Origin of the sequence: uncultured Capnocytophaga sp., from assembly GCF_963525585.1 — a bacterium.
In the GTDB taxonomy this organism is placed as follows: Bacteria; Bacteroidota; Bacteroidia; order Flavobacteriales; family Flavobacteriaceae; genus Capnocytophaga.
Genome location: NZ_CAURLX010000013.1, coordinates 1 through 16,211 on the forward strand (window position 1 = coordinate 1; position 16,211 = coordinate 16,211).

At 38.5% G+C, this 16,211-nt stretch carries 30 protein-coding genes; 3 read left to right on the top strand and 27 right to left on the bottom strand.

Annotated elements, in window-relative coordinates:
- Window positions 1–195: 195 nt before the first annotated feature.
- The 12 genes from RYK20_RS04645 to RYK20_RS04700 form a co-directional block, all read right to left on the bottom strand.
- Entirely contained in the window at window positions 196–621 is a 426-nt protein-coding gene (locus RYK20_RS04645) for a hypothetical protein (protein WP_314894580.1), read from the bottom strand.
- A gap of 81 nt (window positions 622–702) precedes the next feature.
- On the bottom strand, window positions 703–942 hold the full coding sequence (locus RYK20_RS04650; RefSeq protein WP_314894581.1) for a hypothetical protein: 240 nt from the start codon (window positions 940–942) through the stop codon (window positions 703–705).
- Between the two features lie 12 nt (window positions 943–954).
- Window positions 955–1,146 (bottom strand): hypothetical protein, encoded by a 192-nt coding sequence (locus RYK20_RS04655; RefSeq protein WP_314894582.1) that lies wholly within the window; start codon window positions 1,144–1,146, stop codon window positions 955–957.
- Between the two features lie 26 nt (window positions 1,147–1,172).
- Complete coding sequence (locus tag RYK20_RS04660) at window positions 1,173–1,574, bottom strand: DUF3127 domain-containing protein (RefSeq protein ID WP_314894172.1); 402 nt, start codon at window positions 1,572–1,574, stop codon at window positions 1,173–1,175.
- 3 nt (window positions 1,575–1,577) lie between these two features.
- Complete coding sequence (locus tag RYK20_RS04665; RefSeq protein ID WP_314894583.1) at window positions 1,578–2,015, bottom strand: hypothetical protein; 438 nt, start codon at window positions 2,013–2,015, stop codon at window positions 1,578–1,580.
- The gene (locus RYK20_RS04670; RefSeq protein ID WP_314894584.1) at window positions 2,002–2,601 is read right to left on the bottom strand and encodes a Rad52/Rad22 family DNA repair protein; all 600 of its coding nucleotides are present in this window, start codon (window positions 2,599–2,601) and stop codon (window positions 2,002–2,004) included. The genes RYK20_RS04665 and RYK20_RS04670 overlap by 14 nt, the downstream gene beginning before the upstream one ends.
- 20 nt (window positions 2,602–2,621) lie before the next feature.
- On the bottom strand, window positions 2,622–2,873 hold the full coding sequence (locus tag RYK20_RS04675; RefSeq protein ID WP_314894585.1) for a hypothetical protein: 252 nt from the start codon (window positions 2,871–2,873) through the stop codon (window positions 2,622–2,624).
- Window positions 2,870–3,067 (bottom strand): hypothetical protein, encoded by a 198-nt coding sequence (locus RYK20_RS04680; protein WP_314894586.1) that lies wholly within the window; start codon window positions 3,065–3,067, stop codon window positions 2,870–2,872. The genes RYK20_RS04675 and RYK20_RS04680 overlap by 4 nt, the downstream gene beginning before the upstream one ends.
- Window position 3,068: 1 nt before the next feature.
- Complete coding sequence (locus tag RYK20_RS04685) at window positions 3,069–3,449, bottom strand: hypothetical protein (RefSeq protein WP_314894177.1); 381 nt, start codon at window positions 3,447–3,449, stop codon at window positions 3,069–3,071.
- Window positions 3,427–3,687 (bottom strand): hypothetical protein, encoded by a 261-nt coding sequence (locus tag RYK20_RS04690; protein WP_314894587.1) that lies wholly within the window; start codon window positions 3,685–3,687, stop codon window positions 3,427–3,429. The genes RYK20_RS04685 and RYK20_RS04690 overlap by 23 nt, the downstream gene beginning before the upstream one ends.
- A 54-nt stretch (window positions 3,688–3,741) precedes the next feature.
- Window positions 3,742–4,068, bottom strand: a complete 327-nt coding sequence (locus RYK20_RS04695) for a hypothetical protein (RefSeq protein ID WP_314894588.1) — start codon at window positions 4,066–4,068, stop codon at window positions 3,742–3,744.
- Window positions 4,065–4,316, bottom strand: a complete 252-nt coding sequence (locus RYK20_RS04700; protein ID WP_314894589.1) for a hypothetical protein — start codon at window positions 4,314–4,316, stop codon at window positions 4,065–4,067. Before RYK20_RS04700 ends, RYK20_RS04695 begins: the two co-directional genes overlap by 4 nt.
- Window positions 4,317–4,523: 207 nt before the next feature.
- Between RYK20_RS04700 and RYK20_RS04705 the strand changes: the two genes are divergently transcribed.
- From RYK20_RS04705 to RYK20_RS04715, 3 genes are read left to right on the top strand one after another with little or no spacing between them, the layout of a single operon-like run.
- Window positions 4,524–4,730, top strand: a complete 207-nt coding sequence (locus tag RYK20_RS04705) for a hypothetical protein (RefSeq protein ID WP_314894590.1) — start codon at window positions 4,524–4,526, stop codon at window positions 4,728–4,730.
- Window positions 4,731–4,774: 44 nt separating this feature from the next.
- Window positions 4,775–5,770, top strand: coding sequence for a S24 family peptidase (locus tag RYK20_RS04710; protein ID WP_314894591.1), 996 nt, complete (start codon window positions 4,775–4,777; stop codon window positions 5,768–5,770).
- 11 nt (window positions 5,771–5,781) lie between these two features.
- Complete coding sequence (locus tag RYK20_RS04715; RefSeq protein ID WP_314894592.1) at window positions 5,782–6,396, top strand: hypothetical protein; 615 nt, start codon at window positions 5,782–5,784, stop codon at window positions 6,394–6,396.
- A gap of 43 nt (window positions 6,397–6,439) precedes the next feature.
- Here RYK20_RS04715 and RYK20_RS04720 read toward each other — a convergent pair whose 3' ends face one another.
- The 15 genes from RYK20_RS04720 to RYK20_RS04790 form a co-directional block, all read right to left on the bottom strand.
- Window positions 6,440–6,958, bottom strand: a complete 519-nt coding sequence (locus RYK20_RS04720; RefSeq protein WP_314894593.1) for a hypothetical protein — start codon at window positions 6,956–6,958, stop codon at window positions 6,440–6,442.
- A gap of 3 nt (window positions 6,959–6,961) precedes the next feature.
- On the bottom strand, window positions 6,962–7,114 hold the full coding sequence (locus RYK20_RS04725; RefSeq protein WP_314894594.1) for a hypothetical protein: 153 nt from the start codon (window positions 7,112–7,114) through the stop codon (window positions 6,962–6,964).
- A 17-nt stretch (window positions 7,115–7,131) separates the two neighbouring features.
- Window positions 7,132–7,560, bottom strand: coding sequence for an N-acetylmuramoyl-L-alanine amidase (locus tag RYK20_RS04730; RefSeq protein ID WP_314894595.1), 429 nt, complete (start codon window positions 7,558–7,560; stop codon window positions 7,132–7,134).
- 19 nt (window positions 7,561–7,579) lie between these two features.
- Window positions 7,580–8,041, bottom strand: coding sequence for a hypothetical protein (locus RYK20_RS04735; protein ID WP_314894596.1), 462 nt, complete (start codon window positions 8,039–8,041; stop codon window positions 7,580–7,582).
- A 1-nt stretch (window position 8,042) separates the two neighbouring features.
- Complete coding sequence (locus RYK20_RS04740; protein WP_314894597.1) at window positions 8,043–9,209, bottom strand: hypothetical protein; 1,167 nt, start codon at window positions 9,207–9,209, stop codon at window positions 8,043–8,045.
- 17 nt (window positions 9,210–9,226) lie between these two features.
- Entirely contained in the window at window positions 9,227–10,228 is a 1,002-nt protein-coding gene (locus tag RYK20_RS04745) for a hypothetical protein (protein ID WP_314894598.1), read from the bottom strand.
- Between the two features lies 1 nt (window position 10,229).
- Entirely contained in the window at window positions 10,230–10,709 is a 480-nt protein-coding gene (locus RYK20_RS04750) for a hypothetical protein (protein WP_314894599.1), read from the bottom strand.
- Window positions 10,706–11,122, bottom strand: coding sequence for a hypothetical protein (locus RYK20_RS04755; RefSeq protein ID WP_314894600.1), 417 nt, complete (start codon window positions 11,120–11,122; stop codon window positions 10,706–10,708). Before RYK20_RS04755 ends, RYK20_RS04750 begins: the two co-directional genes overlap by 4 nt.
- Window positions 11,119–11,634 carry a phage holin family protein gene (locus RYK20_RS04760; protein WP_314894601.1) on the bottom strand — a complete coding sequence of 172 codons (516 nt, stop codon included), beginning with the start codon at window positions 11,632–11,634 and terminating at the stop codon, window positions 11,119–11,121. The genes RYK20_RS04755 and RYK20_RS04760 overlap by 4 nt, the downstream gene beginning before the upstream one ends.
- A gap of 12 nt (window positions 11,635–11,646) precedes the next feature.
- The gene (locus RYK20_RS04765) at window positions 11,647–12,219 is read right to left on the bottom strand and encodes a hypothetical protein (RefSeq protein ID WP_314894602.1); all 573 of its coding nucleotides are present in this window, start codon (window positions 12,217–12,219) and stop codon (window positions 11,647–11,649) included.
- A gap of 10 nt (window positions 12,220–12,229) precedes the next feature.
- Window positions 12,230–12,754 carry a hypothetical protein gene (locus tag RYK20_RS04770; protein ID WP_314894603.1) on the bottom strand — a complete coding sequence of 175 codons (525 nt, stop codon included), beginning with the start codon at window positions 12,752–12,754 and terminating at the stop codon, window positions 12,230–12,232.
- 6 nt (window positions 12,755–12,760) lie between these two features.
- A complete protein-coding gene (locus RYK20_RS04775; protein WP_314894604.1) occupies window positions 12,761–13,930 on the bottom strand; it encodes a hypothetical protein in 1,170 nt (389 codons plus the stop codon).
- 13 nt (window positions 13,931–13,943) lie between these two features.
- Complete coding sequence (locus RYK20_RS04780; RefSeq protein ID WP_314894605.1) at window positions 13,944–14,453, bottom strand: hypothetical protein; 510 nt, start codon at window positions 14,451–14,453, stop codon at window positions 13,944–13,946.
- A complete protein-coding gene (locus tag RYK20_RS04785; RefSeq protein ID WP_314894606.1) occupies window positions 14,454–15,020 on the bottom strand; it encodes a hypothetical protein in 567 nt (188 codons plus the stop codon).
- Between the two features lie 97 nt (window positions 15,021–15,117).
- Window positions 15,118–16,194 carry a hypothetical protein gene (locus RYK20_RS04790; RefSeq protein WP_314894607.1) on the bottom strand — a complete coding sequence of 359 codons (1,077 nt, stop codon included), beginning with the start codon at window positions 16,192–16,194 and terminating at the stop codon, window positions 15,118–15,120.
- Window positions 16,195–16,211 lie beyond the last annotated feature (17 nt).

The following is a 16,211-nucleotide window of genomic DNA, read 5'->3' on the forward strand; positions in this document are numbered from 1 at the left end:
TTCGGTAGAGTGTCTCAGCTAAGTACTTATCCTTCATCTCAGATAGGTTGGAGGTTGTGATGATCTCCTCCTCAAAACGATTAACGGTTTCTTTCATTGCTTATTTTACTTTAAATCTTGCTTATTTACTTTTTTGCGTTGGTTTTTAGATAGTTAGGAATGATTTTTTGCATTGCTTAATGAGGTGAAAATTGTTTATTCCTCATTGTCGGGTTCTGGCAAATCAAGATTGAAATTATCCATACACATCTGCCTTACTTGCTGCTTAAATTCCTTTTCCCATTCATAAGTGCTTAACTTGGTGCTACTCACTGGCACTCGTTGTATCTCACCAGTAGCAGGATTAGGACGCTCCTCATAATTACACAAGACTTTCAGTACATTATGAACCTCATTAGGAGGGTAAAACTCGCCCCAAGTGTCATTAATAGCTTGTTGAATGATAGGTATCCAAAAGCCCCAATAGAATGCATTTTGCTGTACGCTTCGTTTCTTGCTTCGCCTCTCAATGGTGATATTGATATTTGTGTCTTCAAAGGAGGCTATAGCGTTTTGTATAAGATTGCGATTTTGCACCAATTTGCCGTTTTTTACGTTACTCGGAATGGTTATCTTTTTCATTGTTATCGTCTTTGAAAGCAAGGCAGGACTCGAACCTGCTACTATCCCGATTGATACTTGCTTTTTTGTTGTGTTAATTGCCTAACATTCACGGTACTCCGCTATTAATTCCTTTATTTCTTCATATACAACCTCGCCGTTTTCCGTAACTTTACTAACGTAATAATCTATTCCTTCTACACTGTCAGGTTCTTTATCCTCAAGGTAATCAAACGGACTTTCTTCAAAAATATCCATCGCTTCTTCGTAGCTTTCTGCTTCTACAATAGCCGTGTACTCACTTTCTTCCACTTGGAAAAATTTAATTACATACTTTTTCATTATTTTTTAATTTTAATCTTCTAATTCACTTATCAAATCCGTGTAATAATCTATCTCGTCTTCGATTTCTTCGAGTTGTTCTCTTAACTCACTGGTATCTTCCCCGTCTCTTTCCCTATATCTTATTTCATCATAGATATACCTTTGGGTTTGCTCAAGCTCCTCTTTTAGGCTCTTGTAGCTATTTAATTCTGTTTTTCTCATTGTTATTTAATATTTAATTTAAATTATTAAAAAGGTAAATCATCAAAATTTTCATCTGTTGTTGATTCTTTTCCCGTATCTTTTTTGTCTTCAGGAGAAGATACAGGAACTACAGGAGTTTTTGGCACATAGTTATATTTCACCTCCTCCCAAGCATACGCAGTCAAATTCTGGCTGTGCATCTCTTTATCCTGCCACTCGAAGAATCTACCGTTAATCTGAAAATGAATTTTCACCTCCATTCCCACAACTACAGATGAAAACTTCTCTATATTTACATTGATTACCTGTAGCTTAATTATATTTTCTCTCTTTTCACCTGTATATTGGTTGAATGTAGAACAATCCAAAAAGAACTCTTGCACCTTGAATTTATCAGTCCTTGCTACAACATCTCCCTTTGATAATACTTTTCCTCTTATTTCCATAGATTATTCTTTTATAATGATACTATCCTTTCTATAATTCACTTCAGGAAGGTCTAACAACTCCCCATTCTCATCTACTGGCAAAAGTCCTTTTTCTTTACTGATGAACGCTTGTTTGTATTTCTCCTCTATCTCCTTGAGATTATCTGAGGCAATTTGCCACTCTTTTATACCCTTGTAGTTAAAAGTACGACCCCCATTCCTCACCTCGAATTTAGCCCCTTTATAAATACCCTCATTGTATTCTATTTGGGTGCGTATCTGCTCTTCATGCTCCTGCTCAAAGGCTTTTACGGCTTCGATGTACGCTTCACATTCTTTTTTTCGTCCTCTGAAAGCGAGGACAGCTTCCAATATAGGCATTTCGCCGTCCTCTACTATCTGACACTTAGTTACAAATTCTTCTTGTAACTGCTGAAACATCTCTTTACTGTACCCCATTTTGTCTGTTATTTAATAGTTCTTGTATTTTTATTTCTATCTCTTTACTTACCTTATAAAATTGTTTTGCATCGTTAGGGCTTTTTATCTTACCCTCATTAATACCCTTGATGACGTTGAGCCATTCCTTAGTCATATTCTTATCTTTATCTAAGATATTGAGCCAAGGCAAATCTTTTGCAGGCACTGTAGTCTTTCCTTTGAATACATCTATACCTATTCCTAAATAACTACACATCTTAGTAAGAGCATCTGTACTTGCACCTTTGAATGCATCTCCAAGGTCAAAATTCTTAGAATTCTCTCCTCCATTATCATTCCCTCCGAAGCTCTCATAATACACCCCATACTCAGGAATTTCTAAGGTGGATTTTACCACCACCATACCCTTTTCAGTTGTTGCTATATGCTCTACTTTCATCCTCCATTTTCCACAGCCAAACACATCATTTAATCGTTCTGTTACATAGATTGCCTTGATAGAAGAAAGGAATGCTTTTGACGAGTGAGGCTTCACAGCCTCAGCTGGTAGAGGTTTTTTTAATTCCTCATACATTTCTTGGGTAATTGTCTTTATCTCATTCATTTCGTTATCTATTTAAATGGTTATTCTTCATATTGTCTTAATCTATGATTGCATTCATAAGCAACATTCTGCCTTGCATCATCTATGCACTTGATATACTCATTAATTGGTACTTCACGAGTTACTTTGCTATCAATGGGGAGGGCTATATGCCCTATCACCCTATCACTATCAGCGCCAAATCCCCACATATAGCGCTCGTCTATTCTATCAATTTGCAAGAGCCAATCACCTATCTCATAGCATTTGCCATTTTCTACGGTTGTTTTCATTGTTCTTTGCTTTTAGTTGATTCTTTAAGGGTATCGCCATCATATAGCCCGTAACAACCCTTATTGAACCTTACTTTGACTATTTCAAGACCCTCATTATTGATTATCTCAACTATCACCCCTTCCTTGCCCTTTTGATTTGCAGGATCTGTTGTTATAAAGGGATTAACTATTACTTTATCGCCTACTTTCATATTACCACATTTTAGAAGTTGCATAATCGGGGTATAAGCCTTCAGTATCATTGAATTGGTATTCTACATTGGCTCTCTTAGTGAGTAGTGTCGTGAGTTCTCTTTCTTGCTCGTCTGTTAATTGGACTTCTTCACTATTAACATATACTTCTGTTATAGCTACTTCGTGATTGCTACTATCACGCCCCGAATAATCTAAGGTTACCTCATAGATTACCTGACAATACCAATCATCGGGGTATTCTACTTCTGTCATAAATTCATTCTCAATAGTATTGTATCTATCTTCGTGAATATCCAAGTAATCGTTACCTTGGTAGGCAGGGGTTGCACGCTCTTCACTGATTAGCCGCGCAAATTCAAAAGGGCTGATTGTTCTCATAGGACTGTTTTTTTAATGTTTGATAAATAAATCTATCTTGACTACTGCGAATCATCGCTGTATAATCAGGGTGCTTAAGATTAAAAAGGTAATCATTGTATATTACCTTCTCTTCAGGAGTCAATTCGCACCACTTGCGACCCTTGTAGCATAGGTAACCCCCTATACTTTCGAAGTCTGATTTTTTTTCGTATTTTCTCTTGCGAGAGAAAAAAAATTGTAGTAATTTTGCCATCATTTTTTTTTAATAACTTTTAGTTATACTTATGCCTCGCACTCTTGCGGGGCTTTTTTATTTTCTACTTCTGTTTTTCTCATACCCCTTAGCAAATTCCTTTATCTCATTATAGGAGTACTTAGGATGTCCTTTGTCATTTACTCTGTAAAAGCACCCTTCACGCTCCAAGCGGGAAACCGTCTGCTTTTCTATATTGAGAAAATCTGCCACTTCCTTTATACTCATTAAGCTGTCTTTTGGGCGCTCTTCTTTCACTCTTCTAATTGCCTCTGCATATTGGTCTATATGATCAGGAAGCAACTTCGCTGTAGCGAGAAACTCTTTCACCTCCTCAAGGGTAAGGTTACTATAAGTACTCATTGCGTATTCTACTCGTGTCATATTTTTTCGTATAAATCTTCCTTATTATATCCATACTTCTTATACACAGGGAGTAACGCTATACCTAATAGCTTGTTACTCCTTCTATCAGCACCCGCAAGTACTGCTGTCTGTCTAACATCCAACACCCCCGCCAGTTCCAAGCTAAATCGGTTACATTCCTTTATATGATTAGCTACATTCTCCGAGAGGTCTCCTGTTTTAGCTTTTCTGTAATCCTTCATCGTTTTTTTAACTTTTTCTTTCATTTTCATTGTTTTTTAATTTTTTATTGTTATATTTGCACCTGTAAAATGTTTATCTATTTTTGTATCATTTTGACACTGCAAAGATATAACTATTTTGGTTATAAAACAAATGTTTTTATAACTGTTTTAGTTATATTGTTGTTAAAATTTGTATTGTATTGTTTTTCAGTTTCTTATACGTAAATTTATTACTTGAAATATATTTTTATGAAGCATTTTTTAATCATTTTATCTCTATTTACACTCTTATCTTGTACAAAAGATAGTGGTAAAAATAGCAAAGAGGGAGATGCTTGTGGGTTCTATAATGGAAAAAAGTTATACAGAGGAGAACGTAACGGATGTTATTACCTGCAAGAAGATGGGCAAAAAACTTATGTTGATAGAAGTCATTGCTCTTGTCTAAATAATTAAATAAACAATACTTTTTATACTCACAACACAACTATATAACTAAAATGAAAAATAATTTAAATAACCAAAATAGTTATTTTAATAAGTATATTAAGGATGCTTTTTTACAGCTTGGGAAAAAGCAATCTGAGGTAATAGCAGATTTACAAGTATCTCAGCCTTATGTATCTGCACTTATGAATGGGAGAAAACCTGTAGGAAAGGAAATGGCAGGTAAGCTGAATAGTCTATATGGTTTTGATATAGCTAAAGTAATGTCTATAGCCTCTCCTTTGGCCCCCAACCAGCAAAAAACCATACTCAAAAAGCTAAAAAAGCTCCTTATATCACTGAGAAATAGAATCACGCCTGAGCAACAGCAGACATTCAAGCAATATGAAGCACTACTATCACAAGGAGAGACCATAGTAACACAAGAACTCATTGAGGAGATAGCCACCACCTTTCCTGACATCAACAAGGAATGGATTACTGACAACAAAGGTACTATGTTCCTATCCGACAACACCCTTATCAATGGAAAAGACTTAAGTCATTCCATTAGTAAGCTCAAGTCGAAAAATGGCACTAAGGAAGTATCCCCCGTAGCTGAGCAAAATTATATGATGGTTGAATATGTAGATTTATCCGCATCAGCAGGTATGTTAGGAGGCGACTTCTCCGCTGACGTAATCGATAAGTTACCTGATACACACAAAAGGTTAGTTCCTCGTGAATACCGTGAGGGATCATACCTTGTAGTACGTGTCAATGGAGATAGTATGGATGATGGCACCAAGCGCTCCCTCTCTGATGGTGATGAGATACTTATCCGCCTTTGGACAGACCCAATAGAAACACTGCCTATCCGTAGCAAACTCTTTGTACTAACCACTCGTAGTGGGCATATAGTTAAACAAATAACCAAAATTGACCATAACAAAAAGGTAATCACTTGTCATTCATTCAATCCATTATATCCTGACCAAGTTGTGGATTTTAATGAGCTCATTCAAATCTTTACCGTTGAAAAAATCGTTAATTCTAAAATCAGATTTTAAATTTATACAACATGAAAAAAGTATCAACAATAGCTGCATTCGCTACTCTCATCTCTTCTTGTGGGTATAATCAACAGGAACAAATGCTTTATGATTGGGTCAATCAAGGCACAATGGAAACTATTAAAACAGAAGCCAAAAACATTGAATTCAAAATTAAGGAAATTAAAAAAGTCCAAGAAATTACAGCCAAAGATAGTTTAAACCTCCTCTTATCTACCTTTGAAGATGATAGGAAAGGAATGATAAGTGATTTAGAAAATGACTTAAAAACAGCAGAACATTTACGAGAAACCACTTTGAACAATATAGAGAAACTTAAAAACATCAACTCTCAAGAAGCAAAAGATTATATTGTAGAACTACAAACAACTCTTGAAAAAACAGAAAGGATAATTAATGATGATAAGAAAAATATAGAAGCTTACAACAATGATTGTGTAGGCACACCTCTTGAAAAGACATTTAAGAGAATACAAGAATACAAAACTCTTGACAACTCAAAGCTTTGTGATATATATAAAGCCACACACACTATAAAGAATCCTTTATTAAATATTGAACAAACAATATCACACAATTATTACACAAATAGAGATGGAAATAAAATAGTCAAACAAGATTAATCTCTCCCCATAAAAAAGTCCCTAATATTAGGGACTTTTTTACTCAAAACAACTTCATCCTCCAAGCAACGAATAGAATAAGGCTAATTATAATAATCCAAGTAATAGACCTACAATGAGTACCCTCTACTTGCTTCTCCTCTTGTTTTTTCTGGCTTATTTCGTAGTTTTTTTCCTCTTTTTTCTCAATTATTTTATTATCTATAGTAAGAGTACTATCAACCTGCTGGTGGCTCTTAGAATGGCTCTCTATGCTCTTAAGGATAACCTTTCCGCCCTGTACTCTTATAGTCTCACTATCTCCATCCCTAATGCGGTAATATACCAATTCTTTGGCGTTACCTACGCTATCCCTATCACTCTCAAGGGTGATTTCATAGGATTGCAATTGTCGGAAGTCAAAAGTAGCGACCTTTTGGGACTTTTCTACGTGTGTAGAACTGTCTTTTACCTCCTTTCTTTCGCTCTTTTGCTCTTCTTTCAGCTCGGTTTTGCTTGATTTTTTGCTCCTGCAACCGAAAAGCACCATAAGAGCTAAGAGTAAATACATAATCTTTCTCATACATTACTTTTCATCTTTTTTAGCTGACTTTTCGAGCCACATAAGACCTTCCTCCAACTTGGTAATAACCAGCGCAAGTTCTCTTGTCCGTGGCAATTGTTCTACTTTAGCGAGTAGATTTTCATACTCTTTTTTTAATTCTTGAATTTCTACCATAATTAACATTTTTACAATTAAATATTCTTATACTCGTCCTTAGCGTTGTAGCAAGGGCAAGCTTTATTGACTTTTGGAAAGTCCCTATGCCCCTGTATCACGGCATTAGGGTACAGCTCTTTCAATTCTTTAAGGAGCTTGACAAGTGCCTCCTTTTGCTCTTTTGTGCGAGTATCCTTAGGCTGTAGGGTATTCTTGTCAATTCCTCCAATGTAGCAGATACCAATACTGTCAATATTGTGTCCTTCCACGTGTGCGGGTATCTTATCCACATCTCGTCCTAGTTCTACCGTTCCATCCAAGAGAATCACATAATTATACCCTATTTCGTTGAATCCACGCTGGCGATGCCATAGGTCTATATCCTTAGCCGTATGCGCACGCCCCTCTGGTGTGGCAGAGCAATGTACCACGAGGTACTTAATTATTCGTTTGCTTTTTTTCATTTTTATTTTTATTATTGATTTATTTTACTAAATATTGAGCTCCGACTGGTAATCGCCAATCTGGCAATTGTCCTGCATTAATCTTATTCATCTGTTGTTGATTTACATATACATAATTACAAGTTATATTAAGATTCGTATATTTAACTATCTCATTTGCGTTGCTCAAATCTATATAATCCACCTTAATAACCCCCATTAATCCCTGTACATCTATTGTGTATAATCCCGATGATTGAAATTCAAAAGTATTCTTTTCTCCTACTATTAATTTGTGTGAAGGCAACCTAAATCCAACGTATTGATTACTTCTTCCTACTGAGACATAATCATAATAACCATTAGTCTTTTGAATATATTCATTGGATTTTGAGTAATAGGAGAACATTATATTTTTTGTATTAGCATCTATTTCAAATACTATTGTGATAAAATCTTTTCTCTTTCCCCCTCCCCACTGAAAGTATTGTATTGCATTCATCTTATATATTCCTAATATCTATGTAACACTTATTATTCCATATACTCACTACAGCTGTTGAGCCATCACCCCCGTTAAAGGATGTATCTCCCGTGTAGATGATTTGCTTGCCATCGCAAGTGAAGGTTACTTGTCCGCCTGCGAATACTTTGCGAAAAGACACACAATCCAGAGAAACTAAATCTTTAAGCTGAATGGTTAATGGAGTCTCAACAAAAATAACAGAACCATTATGGCTATGGTTACACTCTATATAGTCACGGATGGATATATTCTCACTATTCCCATTCAATTCAAACCAACCTGTATAACTACCAGTAATAACTTGTTTTACATACAATTTCCTATCATTTATATCCAAGTTTTTTGCAATTATAAAACCCCAATTCTTAGAGCTATGGGTAAACCCTACCATCTCATAAAAAGAATCGCCTGGGGCATTAGCTATACTACTACCTGATCCGAAGTGAATAGCTCCATTCTTATCAAGGAATTTGTGAGCGTCTGTAATAGTCTTATATGTAGCTATCTCCGGTTTTTCACCTATCTCATTCCAGCTGTGTCTGTGATTTTTTGGGGCATACTCGCTGTGGGTATGGGTACGTAAGGCATATTCTATATGTGTGTGCACCAATCGTGAATAGCGGTCATCGTGGTGATGATCATTAGGAGCCTTCCCATTTAGAGCATCCCGCAACCCTGCAATATTGTCAATTCCTAATGTACTGAGTATATGCTTATTTTGCTTGATATACGCCACAATCTCTCGAAGTTCGTCCAATTCTGTGTCAGGACTTTGTAGAATACGTGTAAGGTTGTCTATCAAGTCCTTCAAGTCTTGAGCTGTTCCAGAAAAGCTCCCCCGTGGTAACAATACAGAGACATCTACCTGCTGTAGCCCCTCCAGCTTCCTGCGCAATTCATTCGTAAAGTCATTCGAGGAGAGTATCTTCCCCTGCACCTTATCGACTTTTCTATCTATAGCGTTCGCCAAGTCATTCGCTGTACCCTCATAATTCCCCTTGTCTAACTTTTCACCGAATAATCTAAGAAACTGTTCTAATTTACCCTTCAAAAGTCGCAATACAGCCCCAACTCGTTCCTTTGTATTGCCTCCTGTTCTAGTCTCTCCTTCTATCTGTTGAATAATATTCTCTATTGCTCTCATTCTTTGTTACTTTTCTTCTATCTCTTTCTTCTATTTACATCCTCTGCAAATCGTATTGTTACACTCATTCCATACCTTCCCGTTACCGACTCATACGCATCATTCCCCTCTACTACCTCTACCTCTCTCCATTGGCTACTAGCGAAGAATGTATCGCTATCTACCCAATCACTATCCTTACGTTCTCCGATATATAGATACACTTCATCACTCACTAGCAAATCCTTATATTCCTCTATCTCATCATTCAGTATAGGAACACTCTCCTTCAACTTCCACTCCCTAATACTCGTCATCCCTACCATCCTACGCTCTCTCCATTCATACACATTTCTATCCCACCCCCCCAAACTCTTCCTCTTAACCTCTTCCACATATTTTTTCGAAAACAATCCATAACCCCAATTCCCATAACGCGTACGCCACCGCAAGAATACGCCACATCTATCTATCTCTCGTGTTACCTCACCCCTTGGATAAAATGTAATATCTCCTACCGTAATACTCCTTGTTCCCCTCAATATATTCACTCCCTTGAAGACACCATTCTCAGAATATAAATATGTATCTATCTGTGGATACCCCTTATAATATACCTTTCCCTCTCCTCCCAATCTCTTCCCTATTCTTAACTCATAAGAACTACACGTAGCATCTACTACTACTAATTCGACTCTCTCCGATTCCAAGACCTTTCTCGTACGCCTATCAAGCATCTTCACACACGAAAAAGAAAGATTAACATTAATAATCGGAACGTGACCCAAAAGTATCTGCCTCCCCTTGTATTTTTTCGCAAAAAAAACCTTGAATATCTCGCTCAAGTCTATCTCCACCTCTCTCCTATGTACTGTATAACGTACCCAATGTGTCTCCCCATCATAACTCGCACTTATATCCAAGTATGTATCCCTGAAGTCATCTACATTGCTATCAAATCGATAATCTACTACATACGTCAGCGTGTAACCCAAGTGCGCACTTGTATAATCCCCTGTCTGTCTAACAATCTGTCCCATCTTATGCTACCATTTCTCTTATGATATCTATTACCTCACTCTCGAACCTAACTATACATCCCTCTCCTACTCTATCCATAATTCGCTGGATGCGATCCTCTGTAATTACCGCATCTACAAACGCCGGAACTCCTCCGTCCTGATACCGTCTTGTTCCTTCCCTCCCTATCTTCCTTGCTATGAGATAGGCTAATGTTGATACCTTCATCTTCTCCTCCACCGGTCTTAACCCCTTCGCCTCTATCCACTCCAATATCGCTCCCACTGGTGGCATCCTGCCCTCTGCTCGACCCCACTGCATATAATACGTATAATCTAACCCCGTTATAACACCGCTATAACCGCCATCTCTATGTATCACCTCCGTCTCCAGACCTCGTTCCCATTCTCCAGTAGATCGCATTCCTAGTTCTTCATACTTCGCAATCAAGTCCTTTCTCAACTCCTCTAATTCCTCCTGTAAAATCTTCTCTACTATCATAATACTGTTGCTATCTGAAACTCTACCAGTACTCCGTCATAGTTATCATCATATAAGTTGATAACCTCAACCATTCGCCACTGTTGTATCTCATAGTCATAACAAAAGGACTTAGGAATCTTCATCACCTCCTCCTTACACCGCCTGATATACCTCTCATAGCGACCCTCTGTAATCGCATTCCCAACCTGTCCATCATACACCCTATCGTATTCACTACACATCAATAACATACAACGCCCCTTATATATTCTATTACGAACTACATTCCCTTCAAAAAAAATCTGCTCCTCTACAGGGTCTAAGAAGAGTGTAAAAGTCTTCTCCTCTAAATCCAAGTTATGAAAGTCTCTCCTACCATAATCAAATCCCCACCCCTCCACTCTCGCTATCCTCTCTAATACCTCCTTCATATTCCTCCTTTTTTAGAAATGACAACAGAGTCACTATTGCCTTGTAAATCTCCTACACGCTCCTCATTGTCGCTATTATTCAAATATTCCTTTATCGACCGCGCTATCTCCTCCTTATCATCCTTATTCAGTATGATTCGACCTATCACCTGACCGGCTCTATCAAATCGAACCTTATCCTCAGCCTTCTCGTAGATACTTTTAACCTCGATAAGGCACAACAACAATGCGCCTCCCAAAGTCATAAAAGGGAAGAACCACACCGTATTATGGTAATATTGTTCAAAGTACCACACCGCGCTCATCTGCATACTATCTACTACTGTTAATGCTATCAATACATTATAATATTGAGCCAACTTCCCTACGGTTCTCTTGTATCCGTATGAAGTACGCACTTCTCCATTCCTGCGAGCCTTCCTAACACCACTCCACAAATCCGCTAATATCATTATCAGCACCAATATATACACTCCAAAGAGAATCCATAGCGTTACAAATATCTTTTCCATTCTTTATTTATTTTACTCAAAACTTAAATCAAAACTTGAATCAAAAATTCTTCTTCCCCATACACTCACAAATCCCCTGTCAAATCTCTTCCTCATCTCCTGAGGATCACCATCAAGAAAGTACAACAGACTACGCTCACGTATCGACCCCGTCCCAAGAGTGAATCGTATAGCACTCTTATTATAATCACGCTCCAGACTTCTCACTTCCAATCCCGCATCATACCCCAACACCTCATAGCGTCCCTCCATAGTAAGAATAATAGCTACATATAGACTCTCAGTTAAACCCTCTATCTCCTCTATATACTTAGAGTCATATATCCTCAATGACAATTCTTGTGTATAACTATCCTCCCCCTGATACTTCTGAATACCCGTAAAGTGCCGACTGTACCCCTCAACTACATAACCACGAGCTCCATTCTTAAGAGAAAAGTCTAACAACCTATTCCTCTCTATTCGTATCCTGCTCCTATCTATAGCGTCAAAAGGAATCAATACGACCTTATTCTCTATACCTACTACCGGAACACGTGAGCAGTCTATCTGAAGATCTTCATTCAACACCTTGTTGCATCTCATTTTTTTCTTTTTAAATCAAACTTACTCTAACACCTCCTCTTCGCTCCTGAATCACTCCACAACCTGTATCACAAGAAGACCATTCCGGAAATTGACCCCTATGACGCTCTATGTACCTCCTACAATCCTCCCATAACTCATTCGCATTCTGCATATACAACGTTCGTAAGTCTCTACGTTCTCCCTGACTCACTCCCTCTCCATCCTGATACACCTTTCCTCTTACTCCGTAGGGCGTATCTACCTGATGACCTGTAAATATATACCTAGCATAGGAGAAATATGCTAATACCGCCTTCAATCCTGCAAACTCGTACTTCCTTCCTTGATGCGTGTAACTTCCACCCTCTAAGAGTAATGAATAATCCCGCTGTGGCGTCTCGCTCACCAAGTCCTGATAGAAATCTTCACATACCAAAGGCTTGAGGTCAAACATCTGCGCCTCCCTTGCGTATCTCTCAAAGTCCTCTACCTTCCGAAAGGTCGATACACTCAAGTACTTCCCTACACTTGCCTTATCTATTAGTATTCTCATCTGTCATTAGTAATTAGTCATTATTTCAAATAGTCCATTACTTGATATTGGCTCAGCAAAATTGTCAAATAATTCTTCAAACATCTCTTGTACATCCTGACGCTCCTCCTGCATCTGCTCCTGCATAAATACCCTCGCCTCCCTAAGACTCTCCCCTGATGTATTTCCTAACTTCCCCTCAACAAAGTCAATCAGAACTGGAGGAACATTCCCATAGGTCTTCCTGATATTATTCGCAGTCTTCCTATCCGCATATTCGAACAAGTCAGCCTTTACATTACTCTCTATGGGTTTGACTAACACCTGATCCTCTAGCTTGTCTCCTGACATTTCCAGCTGAAAATGGAATACACTCTGCTCTGCCTCTACACCTATTGACCGCCTCAAGTGTTCCTGAAATTCTTCCTTGTCCGCCTCACTCTTGAAAGGAGAGGTTACAAAGGCATAGGTGCCGAAAAATCCCTTCTTGAATCCATTCCTAGTATATTTAGATGATAGCATCTCACTCTCACAATCCAACAACACTGTATCTGCCCACGCCAGCGGGTACGAATCATTCCTATCAAGATTCAAAAAAAACACCTGCCCCTTGTAATTATCCCAGCCTCCTGCCTTATTCACTTGTTCCTGTATCACTTCAGGACGAGGGTCGTATAAGTCTATTACAGATACATTCTTGTCTATCTCCTTCTTATCCTGTAACTTATCCCAATTGTTGTAATACAATACCTTTCCCCTGTAATTCTTGCTATCTTTAACCCCTAGCCTACAACAACCATAAGGAAGCACCTGTACGCTGGTCTTTTGAAAAAGTTGATTATAATTTATCTGCAAAAAGACCCCTCTATGATACGAAAGACTTCTCGACACCTTCTTCAGTAAGTCATTCGGCGTTTCCCTCCTATCATTGATGTACAAAGACTCCTTCTTGAACCGCTCTCCACGCTCCTTAGCTGTCGCTCTCGCTTCTGCCTCCAGTGAAAATCCTTTTCCATAGATAAAATCCGCTATCACCCCCGCACAAGCCTTAGCCGTTGCAGAACCGCCCACCAATAACTCTATCTTCGTAGGGTAATCATTCCCCTCTCCATTAGCTAGAAAAGGGAATCCTCTATACTTCCCCATCTCTGTACGTCTGCTCTCCTCCTTCAGCGTAATTACTGTCACCTTAGTCATCGTACTCTAGAATTTAATCTTCAACAACCGCATCTTCAACAACTGTCTCTTCTTGAGAACCTTCTATTTCTTCATTCGATTTAGTATTCCACTCCTCCAACGCTTCCTTCCAATTCTCAGGATATTCCGCAAAATTCGCTATCCTATTGGGATTAATCGATAAGTATCGTAGAGCTACCTCATTCGTTAAGGTATCCTGATTGAAGTATTCGCTACTTCCAAAATCCATAGGGAGAGAAATTATATCCTCTCGCAATCTGAATGCTCCCTCTTGTAGCATTCCATTTTTCTTTCTCTTTGCCATTTCTTCTATCTTTTTTTCTATTCCCTTTACCCTATCCTCACCATAGCTAACCAATTGATTCCAATAATTAGCTAACTTATGAGGGCAACTCACACAAGGGTCATTATCATTGAATAAGTAAGTATAAAAGGCGATGAAAGTCTCTTTATCCTCTCCCACCGCCTTCTCATAACCTCCTTCCAACAATTTCTTCAGACCCTCTCTTGAAAAATCCATCATCTATGAAGCTAATTTATTGTCAAATTTACCCTTAGTGGTAGCATAATCAGTATCCAACCACCTCATTACGCTCTTAGGCTCCTTCTGATTGCTAGGAGTTCCAATTGTCAAGGTGTATTCCCCTCCATTGGTACGCCCCTCACCCTCAGTTGCCTCCAATCCAATATAGAATCCATACACATCAAAGGAATTATCCAGCGTACTGGTCTTATTCTGTGCTATCGCCACCAATGATGCCCCCGCAACTAGCCTATCTATCTGCTCATAATCCTCTGTACTCTTACCATACAACTTCAATACCAACAGATGCTTGTGTCCATTATAGCTGTCGTCTGAAATTTCAGGTTTTGTAGTTATCGTAAGGTGACTCTCCTTAAGATACTCCACCTTATACCCCGTCTTACCTGTCTTCAGTACAAGGCTCTTAATCTTATTACCTTCCACCTGTGTTGCGCCTAAGTCTATATCCTCTCTATTGAGAAGGATTATACTCTTTTCAACTCCCTTGACCGTATCATTACAATCAAATACGAAGTCTTTCGATATTCTATTAATACATTGTGCCATCTTCTCTGATTTTAATTATACAGGCAAGTTTCCCCACCTGTATAATTCCATTAAATTTAATATGATATGAAAAAAAAACAATAAAGACCCCTTGTTATTATACCGCCATTGCTCCTGTAGTACCTATCACTCGTTGGAAATCCACTCGATAAGAGGACTTCAGATATACCTTCTCTATATCCCCACCTAAGTACTCTACCCCTACATCTTGTAAGGCTCCCATACTATCAATGGCTATCTGGCACTCATTCTTGTCTAAAATTAATGCACGATGCGGATTATGCCACTTCGAACCATTGTCAAAGCTCGTGCGAATTGTATCATCCAGCCATTCTGAGGTAACCACAGGAATACCCTCGAATTCTGATACCATATATCCGCCCTCTACCATCTTAAAGGAATGTTCATTATGAAATTCCTTACGCATAAATCTCGTTAAGTTTGTGGCCAAACTCTGAGTAATTACGAATACAGGTGATGCTCCACTCTTGAATCCTGCTATATCCTTAAGTTGGCAAAGTACCTGATACGCTCTATCCTCAGCCAATGCTCGCTGTGCGGTATATCCTGAACCGCCATTCTCCGCAATCGAAATCTTACGCTCTGGCATTGTTGCTATCATTGCCTCGAATTGTGCGAATAATCCATTCAACACATTGTAGTTCTTATTATCCAATCCGACCTTGAGAACCTGAGTACCACTACCACTGCCCACTGTCGAATGATTCTTATCTCCAAAAAAGACGAATCTATTGAAGTCATTCAATATACCGCCCTCTATGAGAGATACCAAGAATGCTACATAATCTGAATCATCTATGTTGAACCTATCCGCACCAGTCTTAGTTACCCAAGCGTCAAAAGTCTTCTCTAAGGTCGAATAACAATCCGAAACATTCACCTTTAATGGAACAGGGTCAAACCAACCTGTTCTGACCTGTGTATCCAATCCTACCGAAGGCTTAGCACACCCCTCATCTAAGTGAGTTACATTCGATACCGGCGCGTAATATCCGAATTCAGTACCCCTCACAATACCCTCTCGTATTGTGAATATCTGTTGCAAAGGAAGTAATCCAAATTGTCCTTCCTCTAGCAAATCCTTAATCTGCTTCAGGTAATTCTTATTCCTTTCCGCTTCCTTAAGAAATGTCTTAAATGCTGTATTTGCCATAATCTATCTATTCTTTT